This is a genomic window from Azospirillum picis (genome assembly GCF_017876115.1).
Classification (GTDB): domain Bacteria; phylum Pseudomonadota; class Alphaproteobacteria; order Azospirillales; family Azospirillaceae; genus Azospirillum; species Azospirillum picis.
The window spans coordinates 45,962-60,522 of record NZ_JAGINO010000005.1; the positions used below are offsets into that span (position 1 = coordinate 45,962).

Here is a 14,561-nt window from a genome sequence, read left to right on the forward strand (position 1 = left end):
CCGCCCGATGATCGCCGAGACGCTGACCGCAAAGACCCACGCCCCCCGCGCCACCCGCAACTGCTCCGACGTCGAGTGGAAGGCACGCACCGACCTCGCCGCCGCCTACAAGCTGTTCGACCGACTCGGCATGACCGACCTGATCTACACCCACATGTCGGCGCGCATCCCCCACACCCCCGACCATTTCCTGATCAATCCCTACGGCCTGATGTTCCACGAGGTGACGCCCGACAACCTCGTGACGGTCGACATCGACGGCAACCTGGTGGAGGAGCGCGAGGGCGACGCCATCAACCCGGCCGGTTTCACCATCCACAGCGCGGTGCACCATGCCCGCCCGGACGTCGGCGCGGTCATCCACCTGCACACCGACGCCGGGATGGCGGTGAGCGCCCAGGCCGACGGGCTGCTGCCGATCACCCAGCATTCGCTGCGCTGGTACAACCGCATCGCCTACCACACCTACGAGGGCATCGCGCTCGATCTGGCCGAGCGCGAGCGGCTGGTCGCCGATCTCGGCGGCCACCACAGCATGATCCTGCGCAACCACGGCCTGCTGACCGTCGGCCAGGACGTCGCCGAGGCGGCCGTGCTGATGTACTACCTGGAAATGGCCTGCCGCCAGCAGGTCATGGCGCTGTCCGGCGGCCGTCCGCTGGTCACCCCGTCGCCGGAGGTGTGCGAGCACACCGCCCAGCAATACGAACGCGCCTATCCGCGCGCCGGCGTCCTGGAATGGGACGCGCTGCTGCGCTGGCTCGACGGCAGCAGTGGCCCGACCGGGCCGCGGTGAATGGCTGGGTGAGCCCCCACCCTAACCCTCCGCCGCCCGGCTCTCGCACAAAGCTCCGCTTTGTGCTGACGCGGCAGGCGGACCGTAGGTCCGCTGAGAGCGCGGGAGGTTAGGTGGGGGCACTCGCAAGCCGACACCTTCCCAACCAACAACAACCAGTACGACAGGGTCGCAAACCGCACCGACACCTTCTGGAGACGAGGACACACGCCATGACACGACGTCTTTCCGGCATCCCCGCCAGCGTCCAGCGCGGCTTCCGCCGCGGGGTGCACCGCGCCGCCGCCGCCGGCCTGCTGGCAGCATCACTCGCCATCCCCGGCACGGCCGCGCTGGTCGCCGCTCCCGCCATGGCCCAGGAAACCCCCGTGCGCGGCGGCGTCCTCAACTCCATCGTCCAGCCCGAGCCGCCGACCCTGATGCTGGGCCTCAACCAGCAGGGGCCGACCCAGACGGTCGCCGGCAAGATCTACCAGGGCCTGCTGACCTACGACCGCAAGCTGAACCCGCTGCCGTCGTTGGCAGAGAGCTGGACGGTGTCGCCGGACGGCCTGACCTACACCTTCAAGCTCTACCAGAACGTCAAGTGGCATGACGGCCAGCCCTTCACCGCCAAGGACGTCGTCTTCTCCACCTCCAAGTTCCTGATGGAGGTGCACCCGCGCGCCCGCGCCGTGTTCAGCCGCTGCGAGTCGATCACCGCGCTGGACGACCACACCGTCGAGTTCAAGCTGAAGGAACCGTTCCCGGCCTTCATCCAGGCCTTCGAGGTGTCCTCCGCCCCGATCGTCCCCGCGCATCTCTACGAAGGCACCGACTACCGCGCAAACCCGGCCAACAACACGCCGATCGGCACCGGTCCCTTCAAGCTGAAGGAATGGGTCAAGGGCAGCTACATCCAGCTCGTCCGCAACGAGGACTATTACAAGAAGGACCTGCCCTATCTCGACGGCATCACCTTCCGCGTGATCCCCGACGCCGCCAGCCGCTCGCTGGCGCTGGAGAGCGGGCAGGTTCAGCAGACCCAGTACAGCGACCTGGAGCCCTTCGAGGTTCCGCGCATGAAGACGCTGCCGAACGTGACGATGACCACCGACGGCTACGAGTTCGTGGCGCCGCTGTCGTGGCTGGAGATCAACCACCGCGTCAAGCCGCTGGACGACAAGCGCTTCCGCAAGGCCATCGCCTACGCCATCGACCGCAAGTTCATCCGCGACAAGATCTGGTTCGGGCTGGGCCGCGTCCCGACCGGCCCGATCAATTCGGTGGTCAAGTTCTACGACCCCAAGGTCACGACCTACGAGCCGAACATCGACAAGGCCAAGGCGCTGCTCGACGAGATGGGGCTGAAGCCCGACGGCAAGGGCGTGCGCGCCACCGTCAAGCTGATGCCGATGCCCTACGGCGAGACCTGGACCCGGCTCGGCGAGTACCTGAAGCAGGCGCTCGGCAAGGTCGGCATCAGCGTGGTGCTGGAGAGCACCGACGCCGCCGGCTGGGCACAGCGCGTCGCCAACTGGGACTACGAGATCACCACCAACTTCCTCTACCAGTACGGCGACCCGGCGCTCGGCGTCGCGCGCACCTACATCTCGTCGAACATCCGCAAGGGCGTGCTGTTCACCAACACCATGGGCTATTCCAACCCCAAGGTGGACGAGCTGTTCGCCCAGGCCTCGCAGGAGAACGACCCGGCCAAGCGCCAGGAGGAGTACAGCGAGGTCCAGCGCATCCTGTCCGACGACCTGCCGGTGGTCTGGCTGCTGGAGATGGAATTCCCGACCTTCCTCGACAAGCGCGTGAAGAACGCCAACAAGACGGCGATCGGCGTGAACGACACCTACGAGGACGTCTGGCTGTCGAAGTGATGAGTTGACGACGCGGCCCCCTCCCTAACCCTCCCCCTCTTCGAGGGAGAGGGGACTGCCGCTGCCTCGCAAATCACCCCCTCTCCCGCCAAAGGCGGGGGAGGGAGGGACCCGCGAAGCGGGAGGGGGGGCACCGTCCGCAAGTAGGAATCTGCCCATGCTGGGATTCGCCCAACTCTTCGCGAGCCGCCTGGTCAAGGCCGCCGCGATCCTGATCGCCATCGTGGTGATGAACTTCTTCCTCGTCCATGCCGCCCCCGGCGACCCGGCCATGGTGATGGCCGGCGAGGCCGGGGCCGCCGACGAGAAGTTCGTGGCCCAGCTCCGCCAGCAGTTCGGCCTCGACCGGCCGATCTACGAGCAGCTCGGCACCTATGTCGGCAAGGTCGTGCAGGGCGATCTCGGCTACTCCTACCGCCAGCAGCGGCCGGTCTGGGACATCCTGGCCGAACGGCTGCCGGCGACCCTGGTGCTGACGCTGACCGCCTTCGTGCTGGCGCTGGCGGCCGGGGTGGCACTCGGCACGCTGGCGGCGGTCGCGGTCGGCACTTGGGCCGACAGCGCCATCACGGTCATCGCCCTGCTCGCCTACGCCACGCCGATCTACTGGATCGGGCTGATGCTGAGCCTGCTGTTCTCCATCCAGCTCGGCTGGCTGCCGGCCTTCGGCTACGAGACCGTCGGCGCCGGCTACACCGGGCTGGCGCACGCCGCCGACGTCGCCGCCCACCTCGTCCTGCCCGTCATCACGCTGGCGCTGTTCTACATGGCGGGCTATGCGCGCCTGACCCGCGCCTCGATGCTGGAGGTGCGCAGCCTCGATTTCGTCAAGACCGCCAAGGCCAAGGGCCTGCCGCAGCGCCGCATCGTCACCCGCCACGTCCTGCGCAACGCCATCCTGCCGGTCATCACAGTTGCCGGCATCCAGGCCGGGCAGCTTGTCGGCGGCTCCATCCTGATCGAGACGGTGTTCGCCTGGCCCGGCATCGGCCGCCTCGCCTTCGAAGCCGTCCTGCAGCGCGACTACCAGGTGCTGCTGGGCATCTTCCTGGTCACGTCGGTGATGGTGATCCTCTTCAACATCCTGACCGACATCCTCTACGGCCTCGTCGATCCCCGGATCCAGGTGTCCCAATGATGAAGTCCGATTTCTGGCGGGCCTTCGCCCGCAACAAGGGGGCCGTCCTGGGGCTGGTCATCCTGATCGCCATCGTGGCGCTGGCCGCCTTCGCCTCGTTCCTCTTCCCCGGCGACCCGTGGGAGATGGCGACCGCCCCCTTCCAGCCGCCGCTGTCCGAGGACGCGCTGCTCGGCTCCGACATGCTCGGCCGCGACATCGCCTCTGGCATCGCCCACGGCGCCCGCGTGTCGCTGCTGATCGGCCTGACCTCCACCGCCGCGGCGCTGGCCATCGGCGTCACGCTGGGGGCGCTGGCCGGCTTCCACGGCGGCCGGATCGACGACGCCATCATGCGCTTCACCGAACTGTTCCAGACCATTCCCAACTTCGTGCTGGCGGTGGTACTGGTCGCCATCTTCACCCCCAGCCTGACCACCATCGTGGCCGCCATCGCCATCGTCAGTTGGCCGCCGCTGGCGCGCCTCGCCCGCGCCGAGTTCCTCAGCCTGCGCACCCGCGAATTCGTGCAAGCGGCGATCACCACCGGCCAGAGCAACACCACCATCATCCTGCGCCAGATCCTGCCCAACAGCCTGTCGCCGATCATCGTCTCCGCGTCGCTGATGGTGGCGACCGCCATCCTGCTGGAAAGCTCGCTCAGCTTCCTCGGCCTCGGCGATCCCAACGCGATGAGCTGGGGCTACATGATCGGCGCCGCCCGCACGGTGATCCGCCAGGCCTGGTGGATGAGCGTCTTCCCCGGCCTGGCCATCGTGCTGACGGTGCTGGCGCTGAACCTCGTCGGCGAAGGGCTGAACGACGCCCTCAACCCGAAGCTCGCCCGGTCGCGGGGGTGATCCGATGAACCGGACCGACCCGCTCCGCACCCCGATGGAGGCCGCCGCCATGACCACCCCCCTGCCGGATGTGCCCCTCCTGGATGTCCGCGGCCTCAGCATCGCGCTGCCGCCCGGCGCCGACCGCCCGCTGGCGGTGGACAACCTGTCCTTCACCCTGAACCCGGACGAGATCCTCTGCGTCGTCGGCGAGTCCGGATCCGGCAAGTCGATGACCGCCCACGCGATGATGGGCCTGCTGCCGGCCCCGCACGTCCGCGTCGCCGGCGGCAGCCTGCGCTTCAAGGGCAAGGACGTGCTGACCATGCCGGAGGCGGAACAGCGCAGCCTGCGCGGCGGCCGCATCGCCATGGTGTTCCAGGAGCCGATGACGGCGCTGAACCCGCTGATGCGGGTCGGCCGCCAGATCGCCGAATCCCTGCGCGAGCACACCGACCTGCCCGCCCCGGCGCGGCGCGCCCGCGTGGTCGAGCTGCTGGGCCAGGTCGGCCTGCCCAACCCGGCGGAGCTGGCCGACGCCTATCCCTTCCGCCTGTCGGGCGGCCAGCGCCAGCGCGTGATGATCGCCATGGCGCTGGCCTGTCAGCCCGACATCCTGATCGCCGACGAGCCGACCACCGCGCTGGACGTCACCACCCAGAAGCAGATCCTCGACCTGATCCGCTCGATCCAAGCCGAGCGCCACATGGGCATGATGTTCATCACCCACGACTTCGGCGTGGTGGCGGAGATCGCCCACCGGGTGGCGGTGATGCGCCACGGCAAGCTGGTGGAGTACGGGCCGGCGGCCGAGGTGCTGAACCGGCCGCAGCATCCCTACACCCGCCAGTTGATCGCTTCCGTCCCGCACTACATCGAGCACCGCGACGACCACGCCAAGCAGGGCGCCCCGCTGCTGGTCGCCGACAAGGTGCGCAAGGTCTTCCATGTCGGCGGCGGCCTGTTCAGGAAGTCCAAGCAGGTGGTGGCCGGCGACGACCTGACGCTGACCATCCATCCCGGCGAGACGGTCGGGCTGGTCGGCGAATCCGGCTCCGGCAAATCGACGCTCGGCCGTTCGATCGTCGGGTTGATCAAGCCGGATTCGGGCCGCATCCTGTTCGAGGGCACCGACCTGCTGGCGCTCGACCGCCAAGGCTTCCGGCCCTACCGGCGCGCGGTGCAGATGGTGTTCCAGGACCCCTACGCCTCGCTGAACCCGCGCCACCGGGTCGGCGACATCGTGGCGCAGGGACCGGTCGCTTTCGGCGAGGACCGGACGAAGGCGCTGGCGCGCGCGCGCGAGCTGCTGGCGATGGTGGGCCTCGACGGCTCGGCCGCCGACCGCTTCCCGCACGAATTCTCCGGCGGCCAGCGCCAGCGCATCGGCATCGCCCGGGCGCTCGCCATGGAACCGAAGCTGCTGGTGGCGGACGAGCCGGTGTCGGCGCTCGACGTCTCGGTGCAGGGCCAGGTGCTGGAACTGCTGGACGACATCCGCAGGCGCCTGAACCTCGCCATGCTGTTCATCACCCACGACCTGCGCGTCGCCGCCCAGGTCTGCGACACCATCGCGGTGATGCGCCGCGGCCGGATCGTCGAGATGGGCACGGCGCGTGAGGTCTTCACCCATCCCAGGGACGACTACACCCGCAGCCTGCTCGACGCCATTCCCGGCAAGGGCTGGCGGATCCCGGACGACCTGCAGCCCGTCCGGGCGGGAGCGCACTGAATGAAGGTCGCCATCATCGGCGCTGGCGCCGTCGGCGGGCTGCTGGCCGCCCGGCTCGGCGCCACCGGGGCGGAGGTCACGCTGGTCGCCCGTCCCAACGCGGCCGCAGCCATCCGCCGCAACGGGATGACCATGGTGACGCCGCTGAACCGTGTCGCCCGGCTCAACCCGCGCGTCACCGACGACAGCCTTTCGCTGGGTCCGCAGGACCTGGTGTTCCTGTGCGTCAAGTCGCACGCCCTGCGCGGCACCATCGACACGCTGGCGCCGCTGCTGGGACGGGAAACCACCATCGTGCCGATGGTGAACGGCATTCCCTGGTGGTACCCGCACCGCCAGCCGGAACCGCTGGCCGACCGGCCGCTCGCCAGCGTCGACCCCGACGGGCTGCTCTGGCGGTCCATCGATCCCGACCGGGTGGTCGGAGCGACGACCTTCGTCGCGGTGGAGGGCGACGGGCCCTGCCGCATCCGTCATGTCAGCGACCAGCGCTTCGTCTTCGGCGCTGCCGGGGGGGATGCCGGGGGTGGCGGCAACCCGGCGGTGGACCGCATCGTCACCCTGTTCGGGCAGGCCGGGTTCCAGCCGGCGAAGACGGGGGACATCCGCCAGGCGATCTGGGTGAAGCTGTGGGGCAACCTCGCCTTCAACCCGTTGAGCGTGCTGACCGGATCGACGCTCGGGCGCCTGTGCAACGACCCCGGCACCCGCGATGTCGGCCGCGCCATGATGCTGGAGGCCAAGCAGGTCGCCGAACGTCTGGGCATCGTCTTCACCACCAGCGTCGACGAGCGCATCGCCATGTCAGCCGGGGTCGGCGACTTCAGGACCTCGATGCTGCAGGACTATGAGGGCGGCCGTCGGCTGGAGCTGGAGGCCATCCTCGGATCGGTCATCGAACTGGCGGAGCGCACCGGCGTCGAGGTGCCGATGCTGCGCGCGGTACTGGCGATGGTCGACCTGAAGGCGCGGGAGCGCCGGATGGCCGCGGCCTAGCGCGGGCGGCGTACGAGTGCCGCTGCCCCCTCCCTAACCCTCCCCCGCTCTCGCGGGAGAGGGAACTGCCGCCGCTTCGATACTGACTCCCTCTCCCGCGATCGGACGGACCTTCGGTCCGCCGAGAGCGCGGGAGGGTTGCGGAGGGGGCAAAAGCACCTCCCCAACAAATCAACAAAGCCTCCGGAGCCCCACCATGCCCCTTCCCTCCAACCTGCCGATCAATGCCGACCGCCTGTGGGACAGCCTCGCCGCGATGGCAAAGGTCGGCGCGACGCCGAAGGGCGGGAACTGCCGCCTCGCCCTCACGGACGAGGACAAGGCCGGCCGCGACCTGTTCGTCTCCTGGTGCCGCGAGGCCGGCTGCACCGTGACGGTCGACAAGGTCGGCAACATCTTTGCCCGCCGCGCCGGCCGCGATCCGGACCTGCCGCCCGTTGTGATGGGCAGCCACCTCGACACCCAGCCGACCGGCGGTCGCTTCGACGGCGTGTTCGGCGTGCTGGCGGCGCTGGAGGTGGTGCGGTCGCTGAACGACCGTGGCGTGGAGACGCTGCACCCGGTCGAGGTCGCGGTGTGGACCAACGAGGAGGGCTCGCGCTTCTCGCCGCCGATGATGGGCTCCGGCGTCGCCACCGGCGTCTTCACGCTGGAGGAGATCCTCGACAAGGTGGCGCAGGACGGCGCCCGGCTGGGCGACGAGCTGGTCCGCACCGGCTATGCCGGCGACGCGCCGGTCGAGCACCCGATGCACGCCTACCTGGAGGCCCACATCGAGCAGGGCCCGGTGCTGGAGGTCGAGGGCAAGGAGATCGGCGTCGTCACCGGCGCGCAGGGTCAGCGCTGGTACGAGGTGACCGTGACGGGCGTCGAGGCCCATGCCGGCCCGACGCCGATGCGCCTGCGCCGCGACGCGCTGGTCGCCGCGTCGGCGATGGTCCAGGCGGTGCAGCGGGTCGGGCTGGAGACGCCGGGCGACGCCTGCGCCACCGTCGGCATCCTCGACGTCCACCCGCACTCCCGCAATGTCATCCCCGGCCGGGTGTTCTTCACCGTCGACCTGCGCCACCCCGACGCCGGCACGCTGGCCGAGATGGACCGCCGCTTCCGCGACGCGGTCGCGGCGATCGCCGAACAGGCCGGCGTGACGGCGGAGGTCGCCGATTTCTGGCACTTCCCGCCCACCCCCTTCGCGGCGGAGCTGGTCGGCCGCGTGCGCGACGCCGCCGAAGGCTACGGCTTCAGCCACCGCGACATCGTCTCGGGGGCCGGCCATGACGCGGTCTATGTCGCCGGCAAGGTGCCCACCGCGATGATCTTCATCCCCTGCGAGAACGGCATCAGCCACAACGAGGTGGAGAACATCGCCCCCGCCGACGGCGCCCGTGGCGCCGCCGTGCTGTTCGACGCCCTGGTCGCCACCGCCGGCCGTCCGTAAGGCGCCGGCCGCAATTGCCCCCCTCCCTAACCCTCCCCCGCTTCGCGGGAGAGGGAACCGGCCCCTCTCCCGCGAAGCGGGGGAGGGAGGGGGCACCACCCTCACAGGCTCCCGGAGTCCGCCATGAAGTTCGTCCACCACCCCGACGCCGCCCTGCACCGCCCCGCCACCTACTTCAACAAGGGCCTGCTGCGCGCCCTGCCGGAGAAGCCGGAGCGCGTCGGGGCGCTCGCCTCGCTGATCGAGAGCCGCGGCGAGACGCTGATCCGTCCCGACGATTACGGCCCCGCCCCGCGCGCCGCGGTGCACACGCCGGCCTACCTCGCCTTCCTGGAGACCGCGCACGCCCGCTGGGTCGCCGCCGGCGACATGGGCGACGTGGTGCTGCCCAACGTCCACCGCATGCAGGCCGCCCCCAACTATCCGACCGGCATCGTCGGGCAGGCGGGCTGGCATATGTTCGACACCGCCTGCCCGATCGGCGCCGAGACCTGGACCGCCACCTGTGCGGCCACCAACGCCGCGATCCATGCCGCCAAACTGGTCGCCACCGGGGCCGACCGCTCGGCCTACGCGCTGTGCCGGCCGCCGGGGCACCATGCCACCCGCGACATGGCCGGCGGCTTCTGCTACCTCAACCATGTCGCCGTCGCCGCGGAATCGGTGCTGCCGATCCTGCGCGCCCAGGGCAAGCCGGCCCGCGCCGCCATCATCGACGTCGACGTCCACCACGGCAACGGCACCCAGGACATCTTCTACGACCGCGACGACGTCTTCTTCGTCTCGGTCCACGCCGATCCCGCGCAGTTCTACCCGCACATGGCCGGCTTCGCCCAGGAGCGCGGCACCGGCCGCGGCGAGGGCTACACCCTGAACCTGCCGCTGCCGATCGGCAGCGACGAGGAGACGGTGCTGGCGGCCATCGGCAGGGGACTGGCGGAGGTCCAACGCTTCGCGCCGGAAATGCTGTTCGTCTCGCTCGGCTTCGACACCTTCATCGACGACCCGCTGGCCGCCTTCGGCGTCACCACGCCGGGCTTCGCCCACATGGGTGCCCTGATCGCCGCCACCGGCCTGCCGACGGTGCTGGTTCAGGAGGGCGGCTACGCCATCGACGCGCTGTCGGCCAACCTGTCGAGCTTCCTGGACGGGTTCGAGGGCAAGGCCGCGGCATGACCGCCGTCACCGCCGCCGGCGCGGGCCGCGATCCGGTCAAGTACCTGCTGATCGCCGGCATCAGCCTGTTCTGGGGCCTGAACTGGCCGGCGGTGAAGACGATCCTGACGCAGGTGCCGATCTTCAGCCTGCGCGCCATCGGCTTCACCGCCGGTGCCGTGCTGCTGCTGGGTGCCGCGCGGCTGGCCGGGCACCGGCTGCGGGTGGAACGGGCGGAGTGGCCGGCGCTGGCCGCCGGCGGCCTGTGCAACGTGCTGGTCTTCAACCTGTGCACGGCGCTGGGGCAGAGCCTGATGGCGACCTCGCAGGCCGCGATCATCGCCTTCACCATGCCGGTGTGGGCGACCCTGCTGGCGATCCCGCTTCTGGGAGAACGGCCGGCGCTGCGCCAGATCCTGGGGCTGGCCTGCGGGCTGGGCGGGTTGCTGGTCCTGCTGGGGCCGGAGGCACTGACCGCCCCGCCCTCGGCGCTGGCCGGTCCGGCGATCATGCTGGTCGCCGCGGTCGCCTGGGCGCTCGGCACCATCGTCATGAAGCGGCGGGTCTGGCGCAGCCACCCGATGGTCATCACCGGCTGGCAGTACGTCATCTGCGCCCTGCCGATGATCGTGCTGGCAACCGCCGAGGCGCGGCCTGCGGTCGCCGATATCCATGCCGCCGTGTGGGTGGGATTCGCCTGGCACATCCTCTGCTCGATCTGCGCGGCGCAGGCGTTGTGGTACGTCACCGTCCGCCGCCTGACCGTGGGCGAGGCGGCGGTCAGCACCCTGCTGATCCCGGTGGTCGGCGTCGGCGGCGCCGTGCTGCTGCTGGGCGACCCGGTGACCCCGCGGCTGGCGGCTGCCCTGCTGCTGGTCCTGGCCGCCGTCGCCTGCGCGCTGGGACCCAAGCCGGCGGGGCGCTGATTCCCTCACGTCCGCCGCCCCCGCAGGTCACAGCAGGCCGCCCTCGCGCAGCCGTCCGTCCAGTTCCTCGTTGTAGCGCCTCAGCGCGTGCTGTTCGGTGAGCAGGCCGATCACCCGCATCCGCTCGGCGCCGTCGACCACCGCCAGCACGTCGCTTTCCGCCGCGGCGAAGGTCCCCATCGCTTCGCGGATGTTCACGTTGGGCAGGAGGACCTCGGCCCTCAGGCGGATGAGATCGGCGAGTTCGGCGCTCTCGTCCGTGTCGCGGTAAGCGTCGGACACGAAGACGATTCCTGCATAGCGGTCGGCATGGTCGACCACCACCACCCGCTGGGTCGCCCCCAACGGGAAGCTGCGGCGGAACTGGGCAAGCGTCTGGTCGGCGCGCACGGTCCGGACGTCCTTGCGCATCATGCGCCCCACCGTCAGCTCGCGGATCCAGCCAATGTCGGCGGCGCTGCGGATGGACTCGCCACGCAGATGGAAGCGCCAGGTGGCGAAGGAGTAGCCGAAGACCCGCCGGACGGTGATCGACGACACCACCGCGGCCGCCAGCACCGCGATGGTCAGCGGCAGGCTGCCGGTGACCTCAAGGGCAAGGAAGGCCATGGTCAGCGGCGCGCCGAGCACGGCGGTGGCCATGGCGCACATGCCGACGATGCCGATCACCACCGCCGGGATCGCCAGCCCCACCGCCAGCATCCAGCCGATCGCGACCAGCTTGCCGAGCATCGCGCCCAGGAACAGCGAGGCGAAGAACAGCCCGCCGCGGAAGCCGGAACCGATCGAGATCGCCGAGGCCAGCGCCTTCAACCCGATCAGCGCCAGCAGGACCGGCGCGGTGTAGAAGGCGTTGAAGCCGGCATGCAGCGCCCCGTGGCCGGAGGACAGCACCGCCGGCGTGGCGAGCGCCAGCAGGCCGAGGCAACAGCCACCGACGACCGGCCGGGCCCATGCCGGGATGCGGCTCCGGTTGAAGAGGGCCTCCACCAGCCCGACCGTCCGCATCATAGCGATGCCGAGCAGTGCGCAGAGCACCCCCATCAGGCAGACCAGCACATAGTCGGCCGCCCCCAGGCTGCCGGCGAAGCCGACCTGCAGCGACGGCTGGGGCAGGATCAGCCGCATGACGCCGACGCCGGTCATCGCGGCGACGCCGACCGGCGCCAGGGTGGAGATCGAGTAGCTGGCGATGATCAGCTCGAAGGCATAGAAGGCGCCGGTCAACGGCGCGTCGAAGGCGGCGGCGATCGCCGCCGCGGCGCCGCAGCCGACCAGGGTGCGCAGGTCGCCCCGCCGGACATGGAAGATGCGGCCGAGCTTGGAGGCCACCATGGCGCCGGCCTGGGCATAGCCGGCCTCCAGCCCGACCGAGGCGCCGAAGCCGTTGGACAGCATGGTTTGCAGGACCAGCAGCAGGCTGCCGTGGATGGGGATGCGACCGCCATGCAGCGCATTGGCCTCCACCGGATCGATGATGGGAAGGCGCGGCAGCCGGGCGAGCAGCCAGCCGAACCCTGCCATCAGAACGCCGCCGGCGACCGGGACCAGCGCCGCCCGCCAGGGATCGACGGCGGCGGCACCGCTGACGTCGTGGCCCTCCACCGCGAACAGGAGGTGGTGGGCAGACTGCACCGCGGCGACAATGGCGGCGACCAGGCAGCCGGCGATGATCCCGATGGCGGCGGCCAGCACCGCCAGCCAGATCTCGTCGCCGCGCACGAAGGCGCGCAGCCAGGCGGGTGCCCTGACGTCCGGCCCCTGGTCCGGACCCGACAGCCTGGCCCTCAGCGATTGGAACATGCTTTTCCGCGCCGCCTCCTGCGATCAGGCCTCTCGCGCCGCCGGCACGGTCCCGCCGTCAGCCGAGCATCGCGCGGGCATACAGCTCCGCGATATGAGCGGTGACCGGGCCGGGCTTGCCGTCGCCGATCCGGCGGCCGTCGATCCCCACCACCGGCGTGATGCCGCCCAGCGTGCCGGTGACGAAGGCCTCGTCGGCGCCGTAGACCTCCGCCAGGGTGAAATCGTGCTCGCGCACCGTGCCGCCGTCCTGGCGATAGAGGTCGATCGCCTTGCCGCGGGTGATGCCCTTGAAGTTGTAGCGCCCGGTGGAGGTCCAGAGCTCCTTCTTGCGGACGATGAAGAAGTTGGTGGAGTTGCAGCTCGCCACGAAGCCGTGCGGGTCGAGCATCAGCGCCTCGTCGGCCCCGGCGTTGATCGCCTGGATCAGCGCCTGGATGAAGTTGAGGCGGCTGTGCGAGTTGAGGCGCAGGTCGAAGACGTCGGGGCCGCTGCAGCGGATGGTCGAGGTCAGCAGCGTCAGCCCGTTGGCCTTGGACTCCGGCTTCGGCGTCTTGTATTCGGCGATGATGACGATGGTCGCCTGCCCGAGGGCGAAGCGCGGATCCTGGTTCGGCGTCTTCTTGCGGCCGCGGGTGACCATCAGGCGGATGTGGGCGCCGTCGGTCATGCCGTTGCGGTCCAGCGTCGCCTGGATCGCCGCGACCAGCTCCTGCCGCGTCATGCCGATGTCGAGCTGGATGGCGTTGGCGCCCTCGTACAGGCGGTCCAGATGGTCTTCGAGGGCGAGGATGCGGCCCTTGACCAGGCGAAGCCCCTCCCACACCCCGTCGCCCAGCACGAAGCCGGCGTCGAAGACCGAAACCTTGGCCTCGTCACGCTTGAAGAACTCGCCGTTCACATAGATCAGCACCTCGTCGTTGCGGGTGTCGTCGACATAGCCCTGCGAGCTGGTCTTGCTCGCCGCATTGGTCGCTGCCATCACATTTGCCCTTTCCCGGCGGCGGCCGGCCCTGCTGGCCGGCGGTGCGCCGCGTGTTCCCGGATGCCCAAAAAAGGAAGATCAGCGCGAAGGCGGATCAGAAGGAAAACTCGGTGAAGCGGTCCAGGAAGGCGCGCGTGCGCTCCTGCCCGGGGTGCTTCAGCACCTCGTCGGGGGTCCCGACCTCGTGGAAGACGCCGTCGGCGAGAAAGATCACCTTGGTGGCGAAATGATAGGCGAAGCCCAGCTCGTGGGTGACCAGGAGCATGGTGCGACCCTCCTCCGCCAGTTGGCGGATGACCCGCAGCACCTCGCCGACCAGTTCGGGGTCGAGCGACGAGGTCGGCTCGTCGAACAGCAGGATCTCCGGCTCCATGGCGAGCGCGCGGGCGATCGCCACCCGCTGCTGCTGGCCGCCGGACAGCCGCCCCGGATAGACATCGGTCTTCTCGCCCAGCCCGACCTTGTGCAGTTCGCGCAGGGCGCGCTCGCGCGCTTGCCCCTTCTTCATCCGCTTGACCGTGACCAAACCTTCCATCGCGTTCTCCAGCACGGTCATGTGGGGGAACAGGTTGAACTGCTGGAAGACCATGCCGACGCGCTCGCGGACCCGGCACAGCTCGCTCTCGGGATAGCGCACCTCGTCGGGCTTGCCGGCGGTGGTGCGGCCGAGCGGCGTACCGTCGAGCGCGATCCGGCCGGAACTCGGCGTCTCCATGAAGTTGAGGCAGCGCAGGAAGGTGCTCTTCCCCGAGCCGCTGCCGCCGATGATCGCGATGCGCTCGCCGGCTTCCACCGAGAAATCGATCCCGCGCAGCACATGCAGCGCCCCGAACCATTTGTGGAGGCCGGACACCTGCAGGATCGGAGCCGGACGGGTGGGTTCTGGCATGGACAGGGTCTCCGCTT

Annotated in this window: 12 protein-coding genes; 9 read left to right on the forward strand and 3 right to left on the reverse strand. The window is 70.0% G+C overall.

Annotated features, from left to right (window positions below; genetic code table 11):
* Window positions 1-7: 7 nt before the first annotated feature.
* The 9 genes from J2850_RS09120 to J2850_RS09160 all read left to right on the forward strand — a co-directional run bounded on the left by J2850_RS09120 (window position 8) and on the right by J2850_RS09160 (window position 10,867).
* Entirely contained in the window at window positions 8-796 is a 789-nt protein-coding gene (locus J2850_RS09120) for a class II aldolase/adducin family protein (RefSeq protein WP_209980840.1), read from the forward strand.
* Window positions 797-1,008: 212 nt separating this feature from the next.
* Entirely contained in the window at window positions 1,009-2,664 is a 1,656-nt protein-coding gene (locus J2850_RS09125) for an ABC transporter substrate-binding protein (protein WP_209980841.1), read from the forward strand.
* A 157-nt stretch (window positions 2,665-2,821) separates the two neighbouring features.
* Window positions 2,822-3,802, forward strand: coding sequence for an ABC transporter permease (locus tag J2850_RS09130; protein WP_209980843.1), 981 nt, complete (start codon window positions 2,822-2,824; stop codon window positions 3,800-3,802).
* Entirely contained in the window at window positions 3,799-4,641 is an 843-nt protein-coding gene (locus tag J2850_RS09135) for an ABC transporter permease (protein WP_209980845.1), read from the forward strand. Before J2850_RS09130 ends, J2850_RS09135 begins: the two co-directional genes overlap by 4 nt.
* A gap of 34 nt (window positions 4,642-4,675) precedes the next feature.
* Complete coding sequence (locus tag J2850_RS09140; RefSeq protein WP_209981279.1) at window positions 4,676-6,352, forward strand: ABC transporter ATP-binding protein; 1,677 nt, start codon at window positions 4,676-4,678, stop codon at window positions 6,350-6,352.
* The gene (locus J2850_RS09145) at window positions 6,353-7,348 is read left to right on the forward strand and encodes a ketopantoate reductase family protein (RefSeq protein ID WP_209980847.1); all 996 of its coding nucleotides are present in this window, start codon (window positions 6,353-6,355) and stop codon (window positions 7,346-7,348) included. It begins immediately after the preceding gene.
* Window positions 7,349-7,544: 196 nt separating this feature from the next.
* The gene (locus tag J2850_RS09150) at window positions 7,545-8,786 is read left to right on the forward strand and encodes a Zn-dependent hydrolase (protein ID WP_209980849.1); all 1,242 of its coding nucleotides are present in this window, start codon (window positions 7,545-7,547) and stop codon (window positions 8,784-8,786) included.
* Window positions 8,787-8,909: 123 nt separating this feature from the next.
* Window positions 8,910-9,962 (forward strand): histone deacetylase family protein, encoded by a 1,053-nt coding sequence (locus tag J2850_RS09155; RefSeq protein WP_209980851.1) that lies wholly within the window; start codon window positions 8,910-8,912, stop codon window positions 9,960-9,962.
* Window positions 9,959-10,867 carry a DMT family transporter gene (locus tag J2850_RS09160; protein WP_209980853.1) on the forward strand — a complete coding sequence of 303 codons (909 nt, stop codon included), beginning with the start codon at window positions 9,959-9,961 and terminating at the stop codon, window positions 10,865-10,867. The genes J2850_RS09155 and J2850_RS09160 overlap by 4 nt, the downstream gene beginning before the upstream one ends.
* A 27-nt stretch (window positions 10,868-10,894) precedes the next feature.
* Here the strand turns inward: J2850_RS09160 and J2850_RS09165 are convergent, their stop codons facing one another.
* The 3 genes from J2850_RS09165 to J2850_RS09175 form a co-directional block, all read right to left on the reverse strand.
* Complete coding sequence (locus J2850_RS09165; RefSeq protein ID WP_209980854.1) at window positions 10,895-12,670, reverse strand: chloride channel protein; 1,776 nt, start codon at window positions 12,668-12,670, stop codon at window positions 10,895-10,897.
* Window positions 12,671-12,728: 58 nt separating this feature from the next.
* Window positions 12,729-13,652: an aminotransferase class IV gene (locus tag J2850_RS09170; RefSeq protein WP_209980857.1), complete on the reverse strand. Its 924-nt coding sequence runs from the start codon at window positions 13,650-13,652 to the stop codon at window positions 12,729-12,731.
* A gap of 97 nt (window positions 13,653-13,749) precedes the next feature.
* Window positions 13,750-14,544: an amino acid ABC transporter ATP-binding protein gene (locus tag J2850_RS09175; RefSeq protein WP_209980860.1), complete on the reverse strand. Its 795-nt coding sequence runs from the start codon at window positions 14,542-14,544 to the stop codon at window positions 13,750-13,752.
* Window positions 14,545-14,561 lie beyond the last annotated feature (17 nt).